The 21,486-nt window shown below is 61.0% G+C and carries 24 protein-coding genes and 1 pseudogene; 11 read left to right on the top strand and 14 right to left on the bottom strand.

The window, feature by feature from the left end; translation table 11 throughout:
• Positions 1–121 precede the first annotated feature (121 nt).
• The 7 genes from AB4N92_RS07290 to AB4N92_RS07320 form a co-directional block, all read right to left on the bottom strand.
• On the bottom strand, positions 122–1,480 hold the full coding sequence (locus AB4N92_RS07290) for a DUF1329 domain-containing protein (RefSeq protein WP_042571625.1): 1,359 nt from the start codon (positions 1,478–1,480) through the stop codon (positions 122–124).
• A 26-nt stretch (positions 1,481–1,506) separates the two neighbouring features.
• Positions 1,507–3,297, bottom strand: a complete 1,791-nt coding sequence (locus AB4N92_RS07295) for a DUF1302 domain-containing protein (protein ID WP_080662775.1) — start codon at positions 3,295–3,297, stop codon at positions 1,507–1,509.
• Between the two features lie 483 nt (positions 3,298–3,780).
• The gene (locus AB4N92_RS07300) at positions 3,781–4,692 is read right to left on the bottom strand and encodes an SDR family oxidoreductase (protein WP_010206449.1); all 912 of its coding nucleotides are present in this window, start codon (positions 4,690–4,692) and stop codon (positions 3,781–3,783) included.
• A gap of 173 nt (positions 4,693–4,865) precedes the next feature.
• Positions 4,866–5,771, bottom strand: a complete 906-nt coding sequence (locus AB4N92_RS07305; RefSeq protein WP_236267049.1) for an alpha/beta fold hydrolase — start codon at positions 5,769–5,771, stop codon at positions 4,866–4,868.
• On the bottom strand, positions 5,771–6,553 hold the full coding sequence (locus AB4N92_RS07310; protein WP_010206451.1) for a class II aldolase/adducin family protein: 783 nt from the start codon (positions 6,551–6,553) through the stop codon (positions 5,771–5,773). Before AB4N92_RS07310 ends, AB4N92_RS07305 begins: the two co-directional genes overlap by 1 nt.
• 149 nt (positions 6,554–6,702) lie before the next feature.
• Positions 6,703–7,389: an LrgB family protein gene (locus tag AB4N92_RS07315; RefSeq protein ID WP_010206453.1), complete on the bottom strand. Its 687-nt coding sequence runs from the start codon at positions 7,387–7,389 to the stop codon at positions 6,703–6,705.
• The gene (locus tag AB4N92_RS07320) at positions 7,379–7,750 is read right to left on the bottom strand and encodes a CidA/LrgA family protein (protein ID WP_010206454.1); all 372 of its coding nucleotides are present in this window, start codon (positions 7,748–7,750) and stop codon (positions 7,379–7,381) included. The genes AB4N92_RS07315 and AB4N92_RS07320 overlap by 11 nt, the downstream gene beginning before the upstream one ends.
• A gap of 98 nt (positions 7,751–7,848) precedes the next feature.
• On the opposite strand from AB4N92_RS07320, the gene AB4N92_RS07325 reads away from it, so the two are divergent.
• Entirely contained in the window at positions 7,849–8,745 is an 897-nt protein-coding gene (locus AB4N92_RS07325) for a LysR family transcriptional regulator (RefSeq protein WP_137206600.1), read from the top strand.
• Here the strand turns inward: AB4N92_RS07325 and AB4N92_RS07330 are convergent.
• Positions 8,726–9,181 carry a flavodoxin gene (locus AB4N92_RS07330; protein ID WP_021492149.1) on the bottom strand — a complete coding sequence of 152 codons (456 nt, stop codon included), beginning with the start codon at positions 9,179–9,181 and terminating at the stop codon, positions 8,726–8,728. The genes AB4N92_RS07325 and AB4N92_RS07330 overlap by 20 nt on opposite strands.
• Positions 9,182–9,318: 137 nt before the next feature.
• Between AB4N92_RS07330 and AB4N92_RS07335 the strand changes: the two genes are divergently transcribed.
• Positions 9,319–9,786 carry a PAS domain-containing protein gene (locus tag AB4N92_RS07335; protein ID WP_010206458.1) on the top strand — a complete coding sequence of 156 codons (468 nt, stop codon included), beginning with the start codon at positions 9,319–9,321 and terminating at the stop codon, positions 9,784–9,786.
• A 64-nt stretch (positions 9,787–9,850) separates the two neighbouring features.
• Positions 9,851–10,456, top strand: coding sequence for a hypothetical protein (locus tag AB4N92_RS07340; protein WP_010206462.1), 606 nt, complete (start codon positions 9,851–9,853; stop codon positions 10,454–10,456).
• A 2-nt stretch (positions 10,457–10,458) separates the two neighbouring features.
• Here AB4N92_RS07340 and AB4N92_RS07345 read toward each other — a convergent pair whose 3' ends face one another.
• Positions 10,459–11,409, bottom strand: a complete 951-nt coding sequence (locus AB4N92_RS07345; RefSeq protein ID WP_236267048.1) for a MerR family transcriptional regulator — start codon at positions 11,407–11,409, stop codon at positions 10,459–10,461.
• A gap of 216 nt (positions 11,410–11,625) precedes the next feature.
• On the opposite strand from AB4N92_RS07345, the gene AB4N92_RS07350 reads away from it, so the two are divergent.
• From AB4N92_RS07350 to AB4N92_RS07375, 6 genes are read left to right on the top strand one after another with little or no spacing between them, the layout of a single operon-like run.
• Positions 11,626–12,183, top strand: a complete 558-nt coding sequence (locus AB4N92_RS07350) for an antibiotic biosynthesis monooxygenase (RefSeq protein ID WP_010206465.1) — start codon at positions 11,626–11,628, stop codon at positions 12,181–12,183.
• A gap of 57 nt (positions 12,184–12,240) precedes the next feature.
• Positions 12,241–12,951: a dihydromonapterin reductase gene (gene folM / locus AB4N92_RS07355; RefSeq protein ID WP_042571629.1), complete on the top strand. Its 711-nt coding sequence runs from the start codon at positions 12,241–12,243 to the stop codon at positions 12,949–12,951.
• Between the two features lie 20 nt (positions 12,952–12,971).
• On the top strand, positions 12,972–13,526 hold the full coding sequence (gene folE, locus AB4N92_RS07360; RefSeq protein ID WP_010206467.1) for a GTP cyclohydrolase I FolE: 555 nt from the start codon (positions 12,972–12,974) through the stop codon (positions 13,524–13,526).
• A gap of 2 nt (positions 13,527–13,528) precedes the next feature.
• Positions 13,529–13,900 (top strand): dihydroneopterin triphosphate 2'-epimerase, encoded by a 372-nt coding sequence (folX, locus tag AB4N92_RS07365; protein ID WP_003176029.1) that lies wholly within the window; start codon positions 13,529–13,531, stop codon positions 13,898–13,900.
• A 23-nt stretch (positions 13,901–13,923) separates the two neighbouring features.
• Complete coding sequence (locus AB4N92_RS07370; protein WP_010206472.1) at positions 13,924–14,220, top strand: DUF1244 domain-containing protein; 297 nt, start codon at positions 13,924–13,926, stop codon at positions 14,218–14,220.
• Complete coding sequence (locus AB4N92_RS07375) at positions 14,213–14,551, top strand: HopJ type III effector protein (protein ID WP_010206473.1); 339 nt, start codon at positions 14,213–14,215, stop codon at positions 14,549–14,551. Before AB4N92_RS07370 ends, AB4N92_RS07375 begins: the two co-directional genes overlap by 8 nt.
• Positions 14,552–14,737: 186 nt before the next feature.
• Here the strand turns inward: AB4N92_RS07375 and trxB are convergent, their stop codons facing one another.
• Positions 14,738–15,700, bottom strand: a complete 963-nt coding sequence (gene trxB / locus AB4N92_RS07380; RefSeq protein WP_010206474.1) for a thioredoxin-disulfide reductase — start codon at positions 15,698–15,700, stop codon at positions 14,738–14,740.
• Positions 15,701–15,983: 283 nt separating this feature from the next.
• Here trxB and cysZ point away from each other — a divergent pair, with 283 nt between their 5' ends.
• Positions 15,984–16,751, top strand: a complete 768-nt coding sequence (gene cysZ / locus AB4N92_RS07385) for a sulfate transporter CysZ (protein WP_010206475.1) — start codon at positions 15,984–15,986, stop codon at positions 16,749–16,751.
• A 54-nt stretch (positions 16,752–16,805) separates the two neighbouring features.
• Positions 16,806–18,007, top strand: a pseudogene (locus AB4N92_RS07390) (glycosyltransferase family 4 protein).
• Here AB4N92_RS07390 and AB4N92_RS07395 read toward each other — a convergent pair.
• The 4 genes from AB4N92_RS07395 to proB form a co-directional block, all read right to left on the bottom strand.
• Positions 17,976–19,079, bottom strand: a complete 1,104-nt coding sequence (locus tag AB4N92_RS07395) for an NADH:flavin oxidoreductase (protein ID WP_021492154.1) — start codon at positions 19,077–19,079, stop codon at positions 17,976–17,978. The pseudogene AB4N92_RS07390 and the gene AB4N92_RS07395 sit on opposite strands and share 32 nt — an antisense overlap.
• 221 nt (positions 19,080–19,300) lie before the next feature.
• A complete protein-coding gene (locus tag AB4N92_RS07400) occupies positions 19,301–19,783 on the bottom strand; it encodes a glutathione peroxidase (RefSeq protein ID WP_010206483.1) in 483 nt (160 codons plus the stop codon).
• A 101-nt stretch (positions 19,784–19,884) separates the two neighbouring features.
• Entirely contained in the window at positions 19,885–20,349 is a 465-nt protein-coding gene (locus AB4N92_RS07405) for a CreA family protein (RefSeq protein WP_010206487.1), read from the bottom strand.
• A 15-nt stretch (positions 20,350–20,364) separates the two neighbouring features.
• Positions 20,365–21,483 carry a glutamate 5-kinase gene (gene proB / locus AB4N92_RS07410; protein ID WP_031290869.1) on the bottom strand — a complete coding sequence of 373 codons (1,119 nt, stop codon included), beginning with the start codon at positions 21,481–21,483 and terminating at the stop codon, positions 20,365–20,367.
• Positions 21,484–21,486: the final 3 nt, after the last annotated feature.

Raw genomic sequence — 21,486 nt, forward strand, 5'->3', positions numbered from 1 at the left:
TCCTGTGGTCGGCGGTTGTTGAAGAAGTATTCAGCAGGGTGATTGGCGGGCATAAAATTCAAGGCATACACCCCCCACTGTGCGAACACGCTCGCACAGTGGGGGGCATTTCACATCGGGATCAGCGCACGCCTTCAGCCCTCAATGCCGCTGGCGTGTAGTCCGCCGCCTTGGCATTGAAACCGAACACAAAACTGCTCTTCTCCTCGTTCTTCATGCCCAGCGCGATATAGCGCCCGGCGATAATGTCGTACAGCGTTTCCACGGTATACGCCGGGGTCTGGTGGTTGTAGTAGAACTGCGCATGCCCCTCGGCGACACGCCACAGTTGGCCACGGCCGTCGTAGTGATCCACCAGCGCCACCTGCCAGCTGTCTTCATCGATGTACATGTGGCGCTTGGCGTAGATATGCCGCTCACTCGGCTTGACCGTGCCCACCACCTCCCACACGCGGTGCAGCTCATAGCGAGTCAGGTCCTGATTGATGTGGCCGGCCTTGATGATGTCGTCGTACTTGAGTGTCGGCTGGTCGAGCTTGTAGCTGTTGTAGGGAATGTACATCTCCTTCTTGCCGACCAGCTTCCAGTCGTAGCGGTCCGGGGCACCGGAAAACATGTCGAAGTTGTCCGAGGTGCGCAGACCGTCGGAGGCCGTGCCCGGACCGTCATACGCCACTTGCGGTGCGCGGCGTACGCGACGCTGGCCGGCGTTGTAGATCCACGCCAGGCGCGGCTCCTTTACCTGGTCGAGGGTTTCATGCACCAGCAGCACGTTGCCCGCCAGGCGCGCCGGGGCCGTCACCGACTGCTTGAAGAAGGTCAGCACGTTGGCCGCCTTGGCCGGGTCCATGTCCGGGATCAACTGCGGCACCGCCACTTCCTCTTCGAAGCGGATCGGCGTGTAGCTGCCGTTGGTCTGCGGCGTGGCCTGGGTAATGATGCGCCGCAAGTTGCCGCCGTGGTAACGGGTGATGTGGTTCCACAGCACTTCCACGCCATTCTTGGGAATCGGGAAGGCGTAGTAGCGATTGCCGGTGAAGTTTTCCAGGCCGTTGCCATCGTTGATCGGCTTGACGTTCAGCGCACTGCGCTTGATCGACTCGTAAATCTCCGGCGGCAGGTTGACCGTGCGGTGACTTGGGTACACCGGGATCTTATAGGTCTCGGGATAGCGCTTGAACATCGCCACCTGGCCGTCGGAGAGTTTGTCCTTGTACTTGTCGACGGTGGCTGCGGTGATCACAAACAGCGGTTTTTCACTGGCGAACGGGTCGGCCAGGAAGCCCTTGCTGTCCACCGCACCGGCATTTTTCGGAATGCCGCCGGTCCACGCCGGAATCGAGCCGTCGGCGTTGCCGGCTTTTTCGGCGCCCACCGGGGTCAGGGTGGTGCCCAGCTTGGCCGCCTCTTCCGGCGACACCGCTGCCATCACGTTGGCGGCCAACAGGCTCAGGGCCAACACTGCAATTGTCTTACGCATGGATGTTTGTCCTTGTTTAAGCCAGATCAGAAGTTCACGCCGAAGCTGAGGGCGAGGAAGTCGCGGTCGGTCAGGGTGTTGTAGTCGCCGCCAAAGAAGTCGGTGTAGCTGAGGCTGGCGGTGTAGGTGTTGCGGTAGTCCGCGTCGACCCCTGCGCTGATGGCCTTGGCGCCCTTGTTGAACAGGCCATTGGGGCCATAACCGGCGACGTCATGGGACCAAGACAGGTTGGGCTTGAGGTTGATCCCGGCAATCACGTTGTTGTAGTCGAGGATCGCCCGCGCGCGATAACCCCAGGAAGTGGAGGTGACAAAACCGTCGGTGTCACCCTGGAAACCGTAGGCGCCGTACACCGAGTCCCGGCCGTAACGCAGTTTGCTTTTATCTTCCAGGCCTGCGACGTGCACGATGGCCGCTTCACCGACCACCGTAAGGCGCTCGGCGCCCAGGACCTGGTCGAAGAACTGGGTCATGGAGCTTTGGATCTGGGTGATCTCTTTACGGCGATAGCCTTTGTTGTCGTCGCCGAAGTTGCTGCGGATGGGTGAGGCCAGCTGGCCGGCGACGGGGTTGATCAGGGCCAGGGTCAGATCGGTAGTATTGAGTTGCACCGGGGCATTGGGCCGGTAGCTGATCTCACCGGTCCACGCGGTGCCGGTGGGCAAGGTGGTGGAGAAGCTGGCGCCGAACAAGCGGATGTCTTCCGGGTAATCCAAGTAGTACTGGCCACGGCCGAGCATGAGGCTCTGGACCAAGCCCGCGCCGGAGCCGGGCACGATGCCGTTGGCGGTGCCGGAAATAGCACCCAGGGTGGCCAGGCTGGTGTTGTTGGTGATGGTCCCCACCGTTGGCGTGCGGCTGTGGTAGTTCATGAAGTACAGGCCGTACTCGGTGTCGTCCCCCAGCCAGCGCAGGGCGGCGCCGAACTGGCCGGAATCCCGTGCATCACGGTCGCCGGCGCGACGTACGATGACCCCTTCACTGGTCGCGCCAAATCCTTGGCCGAACGCCGCCGCCACAGGCTGCAATGGCCTGATTGCCGGGTTCCCGACGGTGTAGTTGTTGGTGCAGCCGTCCGCTGCCACGTCGCCACCAAAGAAGGTCCCGCAGTTATCCAGCACCGTCTGGTCCCACTCCAACTGGTAGAAACCTTCGACCGTCAGCTGATTGGTCAGGCTCTGGGACGCGAACAGCATGTTGACCGGAATCAGCCCTTCCTTGATCTCGGCCCCCGGACGGCGGAACGCCGACACATCAATCGGGTTGATGCTGTTGATGGAGTTACCGATGAAGGTACTTTCGCCCCAGCTCACCACCTGCTTGCCCGCTCGCACGGTGCCCGGCAGATCACCCAGCGAATAGTTGTGATAGACGAAGGCATCCAGAATCTGCGCACCGCTGGACTTGGCGCCTTCCTTGCGGTTGTGGTCACTGATCGGTTTGAACTCGCGGTCTTCATCCTTCAGTTCAAAGTCGTACCAGTACTTGCCGCGCACGAACACACCCGTGTCGCCGTACTTCAACTCAAGGTCATGCAGGCCCTTGAAGATCTTGGAGAAGGTTTCGCCCTTCTTGAAGTTCAAGCGCCCGTCATCACCGGTAGACGCCTGGCCGGTACCGCCGTTGACGGTGCCCACCAGCTTTTTATCGGCGTCGCGCATGCCCCAGCTCGCACCCACCGACAGCGAAGAATCGAATTGCCCTTCGATCTCGCCAATGTTGAATGAAACAGCCTGTGCCTGAGCACAGCAACCCAACGCAACCGCAGCGGCCAGCGCCTGTGGCCTGAAGATGGCGCGCATTGTTGTTCTTGTCATGCGTCTTCCCCGGTGAGTGACAGAAGGCCCCACCCTACTGCCGCCCATCAGGAGCGATAAGCGCACCAAGGAGGGATTCGTGTTGTCACTCAAAAGGATGACTGAGCGCTCTGGCCGGGGCTCCGGGCGCAGGCATGCATTGGATGGATGGCGGGTTATCAGGGGAATGTATGGAGAACGTCGAAACTGTTGCTGATTCAGCAACAGTCCTTGTCACGAATCGGCATTACTCATTTTGTTACAAGCGGCTATTCTTATCGGGCTTTCAGGGCAAACGGCCCGCTTCCTCAACCGGAAGGAAAGCCAGATTTACATAGATTGATGACTGTTTTCAGTCTATTACCGGTGTTCACTGACGTTGATTTGTCGCTCCTTGATCCAACGTCTACTTCGGCCGCTGCCTATGCAGCGGCCTTTTTTATGCCTGGAATAAAACGGGGCGCCATCAGCGCCCCGTAGGATTCAAGCTTTTTCAAGCAACGATCACAGGCTGTATCTCTGCAAATTGGCCATCATCTCCTTCAGCGCTTCGATATTGTCCTTGGGGTGCGCTGCCCCCTCGAAGTCGCAGATCTGTTGCCAATGCGCCGCCACGTCATCGGGCGAGAAGCCCGCCTCCGGATCAAAGCCCACGCCCAGGCTGCGCTCCCAGCGGGTCTTGCCAATCCAGCCGCCGCCGACTTCAAACAACCCCGAGGTTTCCTGGCAGGCTTCGCTGCCCAGGTACACCACCAATGGGCTGACCAACTCCGGCTTGAGGCGCTCGAACACCTGCGGCGGGATCAGGCCTTCGGTCATGCGCGTGCCGCCGGTGGGAGCAATGGCGTTGACCAGGATGTTGTTCTTGCGGCCTTCCAGCGCCAGGGTGCGCGTCAGCCCATACAGACCCAGCTTGGCCATGCCGTAGTTGGACTGGCCGAAGTTGCCATAGATGCCCGAGGTGGACGCGGTGAAGATCACCCGGCCGTAACCCTGCTCACGCAGATGGGGCCAGGCGGCGCGGGTGACTTTGTAGGCGCCTTCGACGTGCACCCGGTAAACCAGGTCCCAGTCGCTGTCGTCCATTTTGTGGAAGGTCTTGTCGCGCAGAATGCCAGCGTTGTTGACCACCACATCGATACGGCCAAAGGCGTCGAGGGCATTCTGCACAATCCTGTCACCGTCGGTGACAGAGTCATGATTGGCTTCGGCGATGCCGCCGGCTTCGCGAATCTCCGCCACCACGCGGTCGGCGGCCGAGGCACTGGCGCCTTCGCCCTGGGTGGAACCGCCCAGGTCGTTGACCAGCACTTTTGCGCCATGTTTGGCGAACAGCAGCGCATGGGCACGGCCCAACCCGCCGCCGGCACCGGTGACGATCACGACCTTATCCTGAAACTGCACTGACTCACTCATACCGAACTCCAATGGCGACAATGGGAATGGGTCGAGTGTCAGGCACGGGGGCCATGGTCACAATAACCACGGCTGAGCCTGAATGGTGCTCGATAAGGCAGAGGGATGATCATGTGGGAACGGGCGTAACGACGATGCAAGCGCCTCGACCTTTGAGTTGAATCGCCGCGACGCTATCGCAGGTACGCCAGCTCCCTCACCGGGCCAGCAATGCGCTCGCGAAACGCCAGGTAATGCTTGAGCACCTGCACCGGCGCCTCGATCTGCGGGTAGTGCCCGATATTGGCCAACAGCACCGTGTCGGCGTGGGGCACCAACTCGCAATAACGCTCCACCATATGAGCGCCCGAGATCGGGTCCATCTCGCCATCGATCACTCGCAGCGGCACTCCATCGCGTTGCATCGCCGCCACCCAACGCTCACGCATACGCCCGCGCTGAGGGATATACGCAATGAGTTTGTGCAGGATGCGTGTGCCGTCATGGCAGTCGATCAGGCTCCAGAAATCATCCAGGGCGCTTTCGCTGGGGCGGGTATTGGGGCCGAAGATCTGGCTGAAACTGTTCGCCAAGGCATTGCGCCCGAAGGCGCGGCCGATCATCCAGCCCAACGGGCTGAGCAAGAGTTTTTGCACCAGTGCCGGGCGATGGGTTTCGGGAAACAGCCCACCGTTGAGAAACACGCAACTGGCCATGTGAAAGCGCCCTTCGTAATGCCGGGCCAGCAGTTCCTGGGCGACGCTGTCACCGTAGTCGTGTGCCAGCACATGCACCGGCTGCTCTACGCGCAAATGTGCCAGCAGTGCCTGCTGCAAATCTGCCTGTTCCAGCAGGCAATAACCGTGATCCAGTGGCTTGGCCGAGTCGCCGAAACCGAGCATGTCGCAGGCAATCACCAGATTGCGCTGGGCCAGGGGCTGCCACAGGTAGTGCCAGTCCCAGCTGGCGGTGGGAAAGCCATGGATCAGCAGCAACGGTTCGCCCTGCCCCGCCACCCAGTAACGAAGGGTGTGGCCGTGGAAGTCTAACGTCTGGCTGCGTTTGCGCCAGGCGCTGAGCGGGATCTCGGTGAGTGGCATCAGGTTTTATACCCGGGATCGAGGCTGTCCAGTTTGCGCAGCAACGCCGGCCAGGCCAGCGCGCCCCCCATGCCTTGTGCGCTCTTTGTGACCGCCGCCACCATTGCCTTGGCGCCGGCGAGAATCTGCGGCCCGATGTTGATCAGTTCAACGCCACCGCTTTGCGCCAACACCTGGATGTCGCAGGCGCGCTGGAAGGTGAACATCATCAAGAAGGTGTCGGCGATGGTGCTGCCGCAGGTCAGCAAGCCGTGGTTGTGCAGCATCAGGAAATTGTTTTCGCCCAGGTCGGCCTGCAAGCGGGCCTTCTCTTCGTGGTTCAGCGCCACGCCTTCGTAGGCGTGATAGGCCAGACTCGACAGCACGAATATCGACTGCTGGCTGATCGGCAACACGCCTTGTTTCTGCGCCGCCACTGCGACCCCTGCGGCGGTGTGGGTGTGCAGCACACAGGTTACATCGTGGCGCACTTCATGGATGGCGCTGTGGATGGTATAGCCCGCCGGGTTGATCTCATAGGGGCTGTCCATCAGCTTGTTGCCGGCCTGATCGACCTTGACCAGGCTCGATGCGGTGATCTCATGGAACATCAGCCCATAAGGGTTGATCAGGAAGTCATCGGTGCCCGGCACTTTGGCCGAAATATGGGTGAAGATCAGGTCGTCCCAACCGTGCATCGCCACCAGGCGATAACAGGCTGCCAGGTCGACGCGGGTTTGCCACTCGGCGGCGCTGACCTGATCTTTGACATTCTGTGGCGATAGAACGGGGGCTAGGCTCACGGCAACGACCTCCTTGGCGCATTTTCTTATTGTTTTTTGAGTGATGGGCCAGTCTAGTCAGACCTTGAGGCTGCCGGAGTTGCCTTGGCAGCCAGCTTGATGACCGTGCGAGTCAGGGTTGAGGATAGTTCAATCTCGTACTCGCAACGTCAGAGAAGTGCCGCCAATAAAGGCGCGGCGAACAGGTTGAGCAGGCCCGTCAGCACCATCACCAAGCCTGCGACGGAGCCCTCTTCGCCGCCCACCTCATGGGCACGGCTCACGCCCGCGCCGTGGGCGCCCACGCCGAATAACGCACCGCGCGCCAAGGGTGTGCGCAGCGGCAACCACTTCAGCAGCACACCGCCGAGCATGGCGCCGAACACGCCGGTGAACATCACAAACACAGCCGTCAGTTCCGGCACGCCGCCAAGGTCGGAGGACACCGGCATGGCGAACGGTGTCGTGATGGAGCGTGGCACTAGGGACAGGGCTACCGAGGGATCCAACGCCAGGGCCTTGGCCAAACCGAACGAGGTGGCAATGGACGCTGCGCTGCCCGCGATCATGCCCAGCAACAAGGCCGACCAGTAACGCGCCAGCAACTTGCGCTGTTGCCAGATCGGCACCGCGAACGCCACTGTCACCGGGCCAAGCACAAGCATCAGCCAATGGGTGTCGGCAGAGTATTCGGCGTAGGCGGTGTTCATCGGCACGGCCACGGCCAGCAATAGCACCGGTACCAGGATCAGTGGTGACAATAGGTAACGCCCGGTGCGGCGGTAGATCCAGCGGCTGAAGATATAAGCACTCAAGGTCAAGGCGAGCCAGAACACCGGCATCAGTTCAAACTTCATGGCGCAGCTTCCAACGGCACACCAGTTCGACGGTGAACGCGGTCACCAGCATGACTGCCAGGGTGCTGAGGCCAATCACCAGCAGGATGCGCCAGCCGTCATTGCGCAACAGGCCGCCATAGTCCAGCAGGCTCATCAGCGCGGGAATGAAGAACAGCAGCATCTCAGCCATCAACACACCGGCCCCCAATTGCAGGGCAGCCGGCTTGATCAGTCCGCTGGCGAAGGTTGCCAGCAGCAGTCCCAAACCCACCACGCCACCGGGGATCGGCAGCGTCAGCCATACGGCCAGCTGGCAACCGAGCAGGTAAATGGCCAGCAGTGCGATCAGTTCAATCAACAAACGGGTGAAACGTTTCATGGGCTTTGGGTCCTCGCAGGCCTTCATTTTAGAGAGACCTGCCCCATCCCCACAGCGAATTGTTAGACTGTCAGCTATTCCACTTTGGAATTGAAGGCATGGAATTCAAACAACTGCGCAGCTTTGTCGAAGTGATCCACCGGGGCGGCTTCACTCAGGCCGGGAAAACCCTGCACATCAGTCAATCCGCCGTCAGTAAACAAGTCGCGCAATTGGAACAAAGCCTGGGCACGCCGCTGTTGGAACGTACCGGTTCGCACATCCGCCTGACCGCCGCCGGGGAGGTGGTGCTGCAACGGGCTGAAGCCATGCTGCGTTTGCAGACGGAATTGCTCAGTGAGCTGGATGATATGCAGCAACTGACCCGTGGCGAGTTGCGCCTGGGTTTGCCGCTACTGGCGGGCGATATCTTGTTCGCCGGGCTGTTTGCCGAGTACCGCAGGCGCTACCCGAACGTCACCATCCAGTTGCTGGAAGGTGGCAGTCGCACGATCGAACAGGCGATTCTCAATGGTGAACTGGATGTCGGCGGCTGCCTGAACTCAAGTGATCCGGCCTTCGCCCGACAAGCCTTCTGCGATGAACCGCTCGACGCCCTGCTGCCGATGGATCATCCCCTGGCGCAGAATGCCCAAGTGCGCCTGGAGGAACTGGCGGACACCCCGTTTCTGATGTACCAGCGCAGCTTTGTGCTCAATGATCGGTTGATCCAGGCCTGCCAGCAGGTGGGCTTCACCCCGAGGGAAATCGGCCGCAGCGGCCAGGCTGACTTCCTCGCCGCCCTGGTCGCAGCCGGCCAGGGCGTGGTGCTGCTGCCCAGCGTGGTCGCCCGTGGACTGTTGCGACCGGGCGTGGTGCGCCTCACCTTGAAGGCGCCCGACTACCTGCGCTGGGACATTGCGTTTACCTGGCGTGAGGGCGCGTATCTGTCAAAAGCCGCCCAGGCCTGGCTGGCGTTGTTGCGCGAGTTTCCGGTCAGCCGCGCAGTGCAGTGACCAGCTCGGCCAGCCACGGTTCGGCATCGGCTTCCGGGGTGACGCTTTCGCTGGCGTCCAGGCGCAGCATCGGCAGCACTTCGCGCACGCCCAGTTCGCTAAACAGCTCGCGCATTTGCTCGCCGCCGCCGCAGAAGGTATCGCCATAGCTGGCGTCGCCCAGGCCGATTACCGCACCCGGCAGGCCGCGCCAGGCGGCGGGCAGTTGGTCGCGAATGCTGGAGTACAGAGGTTGCAGATTGTCGGGTAACTCGCCCATGCCCGTGGTGGAGGTCACCGCCAGAAATGCGTCCGGCGCAAACGCCTGTACATCCGCCAGGCTGGCGCGAGCGTTATGCCAGGCCTCGAAACCGGCGGCATTGAGGATATCGGCAGCGTGGCGGGCGACTTCTTCAGCAGTGCCGTAGACCGAGCCGGAAAGGATGGCGACTTTCATCAATCTGATCCTGTGGTTGAGCGAAAGCGTGGGATATTAGCAGCTCGACCGCCCCCTACAAAAAAACGTCACGCCCGCTGGAAAGATTGCCACGCTGTCTTAAACTTGCGACTCCTCAAATGGATGGATCCACCTGAATGATTAATGCCCAATTGATGCAAATGGTCATTGATGCCTCGAATGACGGCATCGTTATCGCCGAACGGGAAGGCAAGGACCTGCCGCTGATCTACGTCAATCCGGCCTTCGAGCGCCTCACCGGCTACACCCGCGACGAGATCCTCTACCAGGATTGCCGTTTCCTGCAGTCCGGTGACCGCGACCAGCCCGCTCTGATCGCCATTCGCGAGGCCCTCAGCGCCGGCGAAAGCTGCCGCGAAACCTTGCGCAACTACCGCAAGGACGGCACGCACTTCTGGAATGAGCTGTCGCTGTCCACCACTTACAACCCGGCGGACAAACAAACGTATTTCGTCGGCGTGCAAAAAGACGTGACGGTTCAGGTCAAAGCCCAGCAGCGCGTGGCTCAACTGGAGGCGCAAGTCGCAGAACTCAAGGCTGAACTGGCGGCACTCAAAGCGACGAGTGGATCTAACAAAAATTAGAAAAAACGCTCATTAAGAGGATAATGGCGTTTTAGCACCTCCCGCCCCCCGTTGAGCAAGCCCCATGCGACGCGATGCACTCCTGACGCAGGACGAGTTGGATTTCATCCAGACCCTGCAGCACAATCCGCAATTGAACCTGCGTGATGCATCGTCGAGCTTGACGGTCAACGGCGGTGCGCAGATTCGCGACCTCCTCACTCGCCTGGCGGCCCACGACCACGTCACCATCCAGGCGCAGTTCGACAATCAGCAGCTCACCTTCCCACTGCACTTGGTGGAAGATGAGTTTCATGCCGTTCACCTGCGCCTGGGCGTGCCGAGTATTTTCGAGGACGGGCCAATGATCCGGCCGTGGCGCCTCGCACTCGAGACCCCGGTGGCGTTGGAAAATGTCAGGGGCAACCCGGGCGCGCTGTGGGTACATGAGGTGTCATTCAAGGGTGTGCTGGTAGAAATTCGCGGCCGGATCAAGCCGCCGAAAACCTTTTCCCTATGGTTCAGCCCTTCGGGTTACGAACGCATCGCGGTGCGCGGAACGTTCGAACGGGAAACCGCACGCGGCCTGTTCGCTTATCGGCTCAGCCAAGACGTCGCCGATGAAACCGAGCGCCTGCGCCAGTTCATCCTGCACCAGCACCGCCTCGCTCATCCTGAAGTGCACGCTTGATATCAGGTATCCAGGCTACCGCTCAGGAATTGCTGCAAGCGCCGCTGCATCAGCGGGCCATCATTGCCCAGGCAGCCGATTGACGAGCCAGCGAGGCGCTCCTGCACCAAGTCCGCGGCGTCACCGGCCAGCAGCAATGGACAATCGATGGTCAGCGCCAGCCGCTTGAGCCGCGACGGCAGTTCATTGCTGGGGGCGCGATTGGAAAACAGCACCAAGGCTTGCGGATGGGTCTTCTCACAGACCAGTGTCAGTTCGTCGAATGGCTGGCCCACCCCCAGGATCTTTACAGCGAGCTTTTCACCGGTCAGCAGCAGGCCTGCCACCAACACCTCCAGCTCGCGGCATTCCCCGGCAATGGCTGCCAGCAGAACCCGAGGCAGCGGCGCGGCGGCTAACACCTGCAGACGTTGCGCGGTGCGTGAACGCAAGAAATTATCGAAGAACAGCCACTCGCTGGCCTGGCCGAAGCGCCCTTGATGACGCAACAATTCCTGCCAGAGCGGCATGAGAATGTCTTGAAAGACCACGGCGAGGGGGTAGGCGGAAAAAATCTGGCCGTACAGCCGATCCAGTTGGCAGTCATCGAACGCGCTGATTGCGTTGCGCAATTGCCCGTGCCACTGAGCCCACTCCACGCCATCTTCAGAAACCGTACCGGGTTCGCGGAGCGGCTCGCCGCGCGCGAGGATCCTGCCCACTTTGCTCACCGCGACGCCGCGTTCGATCCAGTCGAGAATGCGGTGCACCGTGTCGATATCGGTGCGCGAGTACAAACGATGCCCACTTTCGGTGCGGATCGGCTGGATGAGGCCGTACCGTCTCTCCCACGCCCGCAGGGTGACCGGGTTGACGCCCGTTAGCCGAGCGACTTCGCGAATCGGCAAAAGATCATCGGAAACAGCGGTGCGGTCAGTGGTTGTTTCGCGCTGCGGAGCAATAGTTTCGGGCATCAGAGGTCAAGAACATCCATGTCGATATGGGTCCCATTTAACGCTTTTTCGGTTGAACGATTCAAGCTGCGCGGCGAACCGACAGAAGTGTCTGGCGTATTTCACTAAAACAGGAATAATCCTTGCCTGCTTTTTCAAGGCGCAGCCGCATCACCCCGCGACTGCACCTGGTGCCGTACCTACCCGGTCACGTGCCCCCTTATTTGGAGATACACAATGTCTACCTCTCCCGTCACCTTGATGGTTGCGCGCCGCGTGGCCAAAGGGCGCTACGAAGAACTGATGGCCTGGCTGCGCGAAGGCGAGCAATTGGCCACGGACTTTCCCGGCTACCTGGGCTCGGGTGTCCTTGCACCGCCGCCCAACGATGATGAATTCCAGATCATTTTCCGCTTCGCCGATGAACAGACTCTGCATGCCTGGGAGTTTTCAGCTTCCCGCAGCGCCTGGTTGAGCCGTGGCAGCGAGCTGTTTGCAGACCCGTCCGAGCACCGCGTACGTGGTATCGATGGCTGGTTTGGCGCAGTCGGCGCCCGCCCTCCACGCTGGAAGCAGGCAGTGGCGATCTGGCTGGCGTTTTTCCCGGTGTCGCTGCTGTTCAACTTTGTCCTGGGGCCCTTGCTCAACGGACTCGACCTGGCGCCGCGCGTACTGGTCAGCACCATGGCCCTGACGCCGCTGATGGTGTACTGGTTCATCCCGCTGTCGACGCATCTGTTAGCCAATTGGCTGCATCCCTCCCCGCCACGCAAGGTCGCTGAAGCCGCCGCGTGAGTACAGGGGCGCCCGGTCGCTGGTATAGTTTCAATCTGCCAGCGACTCGAGCCTCCCATGACTGCAACGAACGCCCCGATCCTGATCACCGGCGCCGGCCAGCGTGTCGGCCTGCATTGCGCCCAGCGCCTGCTGGATGAAGGCCACCCGGTGATTTTCAGCTACCGCAGCGAGAGACCCGGCGTGCAAGCCCTGCGCGCACGTGGTGCGGTGGGGCTGTTTGCCGATTTCTCCAGTGAGGCCGGTATCCTGGCGTTTATCGCTGAATTGAACACCCATACCCAGAGCCTGCGCGCGATCATTCACAACGCCTCGGCCTGGATCGCCGAAACGCCCGACGACGAAAGCCGCGCCTTTACCGACATGTTCAGCGTGCACATGCTTGCGCCGTACCTGATCAACCTGCATTGTTCACCCTTGTTGCAACGCTCTTCCCCCGCCGACATTGTGCACATCAGCGATGACGTGGTGCGCAAGGGCAGCCGCCAGCACATCGCGTATTGCGCCACCAAAGCCGGGCTCGACAGCCTCACGTTGTCGTTTGCCGCGCAGTTCGCGCCGCTGATCAAGGTCAACGGCATCGCGCCGGCGATGGTGATGTTCAACGACGGCGACGACGCAGACTATCGCGCCAAGGTGCTGGCCAAGTCGGCACTGGGCATCGAGCCCGGGCCCGAGGTGATCTACCAGAGCATGCGTTACCTGCTGGACAACCCTTATGTCACCGGTACCACCCTGACCGTCAACGGCGGGCGGCATATCAAGTAAGCCGTTTGTGAGGATGTTGTATGACCCTGCCCCACCACTACCGCGAAATCCTCAAAGGCCTGGGCGAAGACCCGGAGCGCGAAGGCTTGCTCGATACGCCCAAGCGCGCTGCCAAGGCCATGCAGTACCTGTGTCACGGCTACGAGCAGAGCCTTGAAGACATCGTCAACGGCGCGCTGTTCACCTCTGACAATGACGAGATGGTGATCCTCAAGGACATCGAGTTGTACTCGCTGTGCGAACACCACCTGCTGCCCTTCATCGGCAAGGCCCACGTGGCCTACATCCCCACCGGCAAGGTGTTGGGCCTGTCGAAGCTGGCGCGCATCGTCGACATGTACGCTCGGCGCCTGCAGATCCAGGAAAACCTCACGCGGCAAATCGCCGACGCAATCCAGGACGTGACCCAGGCCGCCGGCGTGGCCGTGGTGATCGAAGCCCAGCACATGTGCATGATGATGCGCGGTGTGGAAAAACAGAATTCAACCATGAACACCTCGGTGATGCTCGGCGCGTTCCGCGAGTCGAACACCACGCGCATGGAGTTCCTGCAACTGATCGGACGGAGCAAGTAGCAATGCCACAACTTCAACCAGGCATGGCGCGCATCCGGGTCAAGGACCTGTGCCTGCGCACTTACATCGGCATCAACGAGGACGAGATCCTCAACAAGCAGGATGTGCTGATCAACCTGACCATCCTGTATGCCGCCCAGGAAGCCGTGCGCGACAATGACATTGACCACGCCTTGAATTACCGCACCATCACCAAGGCGATCATTGCCCACGTCGAGGGCAACCGCTTTGCCTTGCTGGAGCGCCTGACCCAGGAGCTGCTGGACCTGGTGATGAGCAATGAGTCGGTGCTGTACGCCGAAGTCGAAGTGGACAAGCCCCATGCGCTGCGCTTTGCCGAGTCGGTGTCGATTACCCTGGCGGCCAGCCGCTAACCCCTGAATTGTCAGTGAGCCCTATGAACGACCAACAACGCCTCGAACTCGAAGCCGCTGCCTTCCGCAGGCTGGTGGCGCACCTGGACAGCCGAAAGGATGTGCAGAATATCGACCTGATGAACCTCTCGGGCTTCTGCCGTAACTGCTTGTCCAAGTGGTACAAGGCCGAGGCCGACGAGCGCCAGATCGAGCTGAGCCTCGATGACGCCCGTGAAGTGGTGTACGGCATGCCGTACGCCGAGTGGAAAGCCCAATACCAGAAAGAAGCCAGCGCCGACCAACAGGCGGCGTTCGCCAAAGGAAAAACCCATGACTGATTTGAACACCCTGCGCGCCAGCCTCGACAGCGGCGAACATGTTTTTGCCGATACGCTGGCCTTTGTCGCCGCAGGTTATGACTACCAGCCACAAGCCTTTACCAACGGCGACGTGGAAAACGCCGCTGGGCAGAACGAAGGCTCGTGCAAGACCTTGGGTTTGGCCCTGTTGGAAGGCCTGAGCGACCAGGAAGCGCTGCTGGCGTTTGGCGAGCATTACCGTTCGGTGCTGGCGACGCCTGAGGGCAGCGACCATGGCAATATCCGGGCGCTGATCAAGCATGGGCTGGCTGGGGTGAAGTTTGCCGCGCAGCCACTGACCCGCCGCTGATTCAATTTGATAACCCGGTTAATGTGGGAGCCGGGCTTGCCCGCGATGGCCGTGGTGGCTGACACGACGCTATCGCAGGCAAGCCAGCTCCCACAGTGATTGGGTTGACACATCGAAACTGTGGTGCGACTTGAATTGCGCGCATAAAAAAACCGGCCTCTCAGCCGGTTTTTTCGTTTCAACGGTTTAGAACGAAGCGTCCTTCAAACCGTCGAGGTAACGCTCGGCATCCAGTGCCGCCATGCAACCGGCGCCGGCCGAGGTGATGGCCTGGCGGTAGACGTGGTCGGCCACGTCACCGGCAGCGAAGATACCTTCGATGTTGGTGGCAGTGGCATTGCCTTCGCGGCCGCCCTGAACGACCAGGTAACCGTCTTTGGCTTCCAGCACGCCCTCGAACAGCGAAGTGTTCGGAGTGTGGCCGATGGCGATAAACACGCCGTCGACTTTCAGCTCGTCGAAGCTGCCGTCGTTGTTCTTCAGGCGGGCACCGGTCACGCCCATGTTGTCGCCCAGGACTTCGTCCAGGGTGGCGTTGAGCTTGAGGATGATCTTGCCTTCAGCCACACGGGCGTGCAGCTTGTCGATCAGGATCTTCTCGGCGCGGAAGGTCTCGCGGCGGTGAACCAGGGTCACGGTGCTGGCGATGTTGGCCAGGTACAGTGCTTCTTCCACGGCAGTGTTGCCACCACCGACCACGGCGACTGGCTTGTTGCGGTAGAAGAAACCGTCGCAGGTCGCGCAGGCGGAAACGCCCTTGCCCATGAACGCTTCTTCCGACGGCAGGCCCAGGTAACGGGCGCTGGCGCCGGTAGCGATGATCAACGCGTCACAGGTGTACACGCCGCTGTCGCCGGTCAGGCTGTAAGGCTTCTTGGAGAAATCGACCTGGTTGATGTGATCAAACACGATCTCGGTTTCGAAGCGCTCGGCGTGTTCTTTCATACGCTCCATGAGCACCGGGCCGGTGAGGCCGTGGACGTCGCCCGGCCAGTTGTCGACTTCGGTGGTGGTGGTCAGCTGACCACCCGCCTGCATGCCGGTGATCAGCAGTGGCTTGAGGTTGGCCCGGGCAGCGTAAACGGCAGCGCTGTAACCGGCAGGGCCGGAACCGAGAATAATCACTCGCGAATGACGGGTATCAGACATGACTCACTCCTATCGACCACCTGGACTACAAGGCGGCTGGAATAAAAAAGGGACCACGAAGCACTTGGGGAAGGCTTGAACTCGCAGGCCCTGAAAAATAATGGGTGCAGCGTATCGAGGGGGGCAAGATTAAGGAAATACGGAATAACAATCCAGCTCATAGGTGGTCTCTATGCAGTCGGCTAGATTGATCGATGCCTTTGTTACTGCTGATGTCGCCGCTTTCGCCCAAGATGCAAAGCCGGTAAGGTCGGCGCGTTCGTCCCCTTGTTCGGAGTTCTCCATGCCCGCCCCCGCTCTTTCCGGCCCGCAATACCTGCGCGAAGGCCTCAAACTGGTGTTGAGTCCCAGCTTGCGCCTGTTTGTGCTGCTGCCGCTGGCGATCAACCTGGTGTTGTTCGTCGGCTTGATCTATTTCGCCGGCCATCAGTTCAGTTTGTGGGTCGACCATCTGATGCCGACGCTGCCGAGCTGGCTGGGTTTTCTGAATTACCTGCTCTGGCCCCTGTTCGTCGTGCTGGTGGTGCTGATGGTGTTTTTCACCTTCACCATGCTCGCCAACATCATCGCAGCGCCCTTCAACGGCTTTCTCTCGGAGAAAGTAGAAGTGGTGGTGCGCGGCACCGATGACTTCCCGGCCTTCAGCTGGGGCGAGTTGATCGCCATGGTCCCGCGCACCCTGGCTCGCGAGATGCGCAAGCTGGGCTATTTCCTGCCCCGGGCCATCGGCCTGTTTATCCTGTCGTTCATTCCGGTGGTCAACCTGATCGCCGCCCCCCTGTGGTTGCTGTTCGGCGTGTGGATGATGGCGATCCAATACATCGACTACCCGGCGGACAACCACAAACTGGGCTGGAACGAAATGCTCGCCTGGTTGCGGCAGAAACGCTGGCAGAGCATGAGCTTCGGCGGGATCGTCTACCTGGTGCTGCTGGTGCCGGTGGTCAACCTGTTGATGATGCCGGCCGCGGTGGCGGGAGCCACGTTGTTCTGGGTACGTGAACAAGGGGCCGAGGCGATGGCACAGCAGCAGAAAGTGACCCAGTCATAAATCCATCATCTCGATGACACAATGACGACATGGCCCACGGCGAGACTGTGGGTCATGACGACAGCTTCGCTTCACATCACCCTTATTACCGAAACCTTCCCGCCAGAGATCAACGGGGTGGCCAATACCCTTGGTCGCCTGTGCGAGGGTTTGCGTGCCCGTGGCCATCAAGTCGAACTGGTGCGCCCGCGCCAAGGCGTCGACCAGAGCCGCCCCAGCGACGATGCGTTGCTGCTGTGCCGTGGCTGGCCGCTGCCGGGTTATCCAGGCCTGCAATGGGGGCAGTCGTCGATGCACAAGTTGCTGCGGCGCTGGACCCGTCAGCGCCCGGACGTGCTGTACATCGCCACGGAGGGGCCACTGGGCCTGTCCGCCCTGCGCGCCGCACGCCGCCTGGGGATCAGCGTGGTCAGCGGTTTTCACACCAACTTCCAGCAGTACTCCAACCAATACGGCTTGAGCCTGCTGAGCCGGATGGTCACCCACTACCTGCGCTGGTTTCATAACCGCTCGACCCTGACCCTGGTGCCCAGCGCCAGCCAGCGCCTGGAGCTGGAACGCCGGCATTTCGAGCGCCTGGGCATGTTGTCACGCGGCGTGGACAGCCAGCTGTTCCATCCCGCCAAACGCGATAACGCGCTGCGGAAAAGCTGGGCATTAAACAGCGAGCAAACCGCCGTGCTCTATGTGGGCCGGCTGGCCCAGGAAAAAACCTGGGGCTGCTCAAGCGCTGCTTCGAGACGTTGCAGGACACCTATCCACTGCGCCAGATGAAACTGATCATCGTCGGTGATGGCCCGCAACGCGCGACGATGGAGAAGGAGCTGCCAGAGGCGATCTTCTGCGGGACCTTGCGCGGTGAGGAACTGGCGCGGCATTACGCGTCAGGCGATGTGTTTCTGTTCCCCAGTCTGACCGAAACCTTCGGCAACGTTGTGCTGGAAGCAATGGCGTCGGGGCTGGGTGTGGTGGCCTACGACCAAGCCGCCGCGACCCAGCATATTCGCCATGGCTACAACGGTGTATTGGCGATGCCGGGGGACGAGAACGCGTTTTGCGAGGCGGCCAACTGGCTGCTGGAGGACGCTGAAAGTCTGCGCCGCATGCGCCTGAATGCGCGTCAACATGCGAGCCGCCAGGGTTGGCCGGCGATTATCGAGCAGTTTGAGCGACAACTGCGCGGGGTCTGCAAGGACGGGCACCCGGTGCCCGCCCTGTCGCCGCTTACACCAGGGTCGTCAACGCCTCACGACTGAACGGCAGAATGTCGCCCTCACGGCCTTCACGCACCTTCACCGCCCAATCCGGATCGACCAACAGCGCACGGCCCACAGCGACCAGGTCGAACTCATCGTTGTTCAAGCGCTCCAGCAGTTTCTCCAGGCTGGCCGGTTGCGCGACCTTGTCGGTGTTGACCATGAACTGCAGGAACTCGCCGTCCAGGCCGACGCTGCCCACGGTGATGGTCGGCTTGCCGGTGAGCAGACGTGTCCAGCCGGCCAGGTTAAGGTCGGAACCTTCGAACTCCGGCTCCCAGAAACGACGCGTGGAGCAGTGGAAAATATCCACGCCCGCGTCGGCCAGTGGCTTGAGGAATTCGCCCAGGGCTTCTGGGGTTTGCACCAGGCGCGCGGTGTAGTCCTGCTGCTTCCATTGGGAGAAACGGAAGATGATCGGAAATTGCGGGCCGACCGCGGCGCGGGTGGCCTGGATCAGCTCAATGGCAAAACGCGAACGGTTGGCCAGGCTGCCGCCGTATTCGTCAGTCCGCTGGTTGCTGCCTTCCCAGAAGAACTGATCGACCAAATAGCCATGGGCGCCGTGGATTTCAACGCCGTCCATGCCGATGCTCTGGGCATCCTTGGCGGCTTGGGCGAAGGCATTGATCACCTCCTTGATGTCTTGATGGGTCATGCCGTGCACGACCACATTGCCATCCTTGAGTTTTTCCATCGGGCCATAGGCCGGCACGCTGGCATCCGGCTCGGTGCCGATCCGACGCACGCTGCCCACATGCCACAGCTGCGGGACGATCTTGCCGCCTTCGGCGTGTACCGCGTCGACGACGTTCTTCCAGCCAGCCAGAGCAGCTTCACCGTAGAAGTGCGGCACGTTGGGGTAACCATTCGAGGCTTGATGGCCGACCACGGTGCCTTCGGTGATGATCAGGCCCACGCCGGCAGCGGCGCGTCGGCGGTAGTACTCGATCACGCTGGAACTGGGTACGCCACCAGGCGAGAACGAACGGGTCATCGGCGCCATGACGACACGGGTCGACAGTTGCAATGCACCGAGCTGGAAGGGTTTGAACAAGGCTTGGACGGGCATGGGGCACTCCACGGAAGACGGGGTTTATGATGTGGATAATATTGACCGTGGGCGAACCTGAACAGCACTATTGATCTGAGTGATTAAAGGGTAAAAGCGCCTTGATCACGGTAGGCGCGAGCTTGCTCGCGAAAATCGCCAACGATAACCCGGGACATTCTGGGTGAACGTAGCGCGCTCAGGCTTTTCGCGAGCAAGCTCGGTGCTACAAGGGGAAGTATTCAGGTCAGGGCTTTTTCGATGGCCTGGACGATCGTCGGATCATCCGGCGCGGTGCGCGGGGAGAATCGTGCAAGCACTCGCCCATCCTTGCCCAGCAAGAACTTCTCGAAGTTCCAGGTGATATCCCCAGGAAACTCGGCCCCCTCGCCTGCCAGCAAGCGGTACAGCTGATGACGATCAGGCCCATTGACTTCAAGCTTGCTGCCCAACGGGAAGGTCACCCCGTAATTCAGGCTGCAGAATTCCTGGATTTCTTCCTCGGTGCCCGGTTCCTGGCCTGCAAATTGATTGCACGGCAGGCCAAGCACGATAAAGCCTTGGTCCTTGTATTGCTGGTAGAGGTTTTCCAGCGCGGCGTATTGCGGGGTCAAGCCACATTTGGAGGCCACGTTGACCACCAGTACCACCCGCCCCTTGAAGGGCGCCAGCGGCAGCTCTTGTCCGTCCAAAGCTTTGAGTTTCAGGTCGTGGAAAGCACTCATGACGAACTCCAGATATCCCATGTTCTTCGCATTGCGGCACGTCGAGATTACAACCCGCAAGCCTGCAATCATAGACGCCCGTTGCAAAACTCGCCTGCAGGTTACTGAGCGGTCGGCCAGGGCAAAATCGGAATCGCTGTCACGGCGTTCTGCGGGCTGCCTTCGATCAGGCGGTCGCTGTATACCAGGTAAACCAGGGTGTTGCGCTTCTTGTCGAGGAAGCGCACCACCTGCATGGTCTTGAACACCAGGGAGGTGCGCTCCTTGAACACTTCGTCGCCATCCTTGAGCTCGCCCTTGAAGCGGATCGGGCCAACCTGACGGCAGGCGATCGAGGCTTCAGCGCGGTCTTCGGCCAGGCCCAGGCCGCCTTTGACGCCGCCGGTCTTGGCGCGAGACAGGTAGCACGTCACGCCGTCGACCTTGGGGTCATCAAAGGCTTCAACGACGATCCGGTCGTTGGGGCCGACAAACTTGAACACCGTAGACACCTGGCCGACTTCTTCGGCGCAGGCCAACAACGGCATGGCCAGCAGCAGGCCGAGCAATCCTTTCATGACACGCATTGTGTATTCCTTTGTTTAGACCAGGATCAGGTTATCGCGGTGAACCAGTTCTGGTTCGGCCATGTAACCCAAGAGTCCGACAATCGCATCAGAGGATTGTCCAATGATTTTCTGTGCTTCGAGGGCGCTGTAATTGGCCAGGCCGCGGGCAATCTCACGACCATCCGGCGCCACGCATACCACCATCTCGCCACGGCGGAAACTGCCCTGCACCAACTTGACGCCGACCGGCAGCAGGCTTTTGTTGCCTTGGGACAGTGCAGACACTGCGCCATCGTCCAGCACCAGGGTGCCACGGGTTTGCAGATGACCGGCCAGCCACTGTTTGCGCGCCGCCAACATGCCGCGCTCTGGCGACAACAGCGTACCGATGCGCTCACCGGCCTTCAGGCGGTCCAGCACGCGCTCGATGCGCCCGCCGACGATGATGGTGTGCGCACCGGAACGTGCCGCCAGGCGCGCCGCGCGCAGCTTGGTCTGCATGCCGCCACGGCCCAGAGCGCCGCCAACGCTGCCGGCCACGGCGTCCAGTGCCGGGTCATCGGCGCGGGCTTCGTAGATCAACTGCGCGTCGGGGTTGTTGCGTGGGTCGGCGTCGAACATGCCGTCGCGGTCGGTAAGGATCACCAGCAGATCGGCTTCCACCAGGTTGGCCACCAGGGCGGCCAGGGTGTCGTTGTCGCCGAAACGGATTTCGTCGGTGACCACGGTGTCGTTCTCGTTGATCACCGGAATGACCTTGAGCTCCACCAGGGCGCGCAAGGTGCTGCGGGCGTTGAGGTAGCGCTTGCGGTCGGACAGGTCGTCGTGGGTCAGCAGGATCTGCGCCGTGTGGCGGCCGTGATCGGCGAAGCTGGATTCCCAGGCTTGCACCAGGCCCATCTGGCCGATGGCGGCGGCGGCTTGCAGTTCGTGCATCGCGCTGGGTCGCGCGGTCCAACCGAGGCGGCTCATCCCGGCGGCAACCGCTCCGGACGACACCAGCACCAACTCCACACCGGCCTCATGCAAGGCCACCATCTGCTCGACCCAGACGCTCATGGCTGCACGATCCAGCCCCTTGCCATCCGCCGTCAGCAACGCACTGCCGATCTTTACGACCCAGCGCTGCGCACCTGTCACTTTGCTCCGCATCAT

This window comes from Pseudomonas sp. S3_A09, assembly GCF_054668065.1.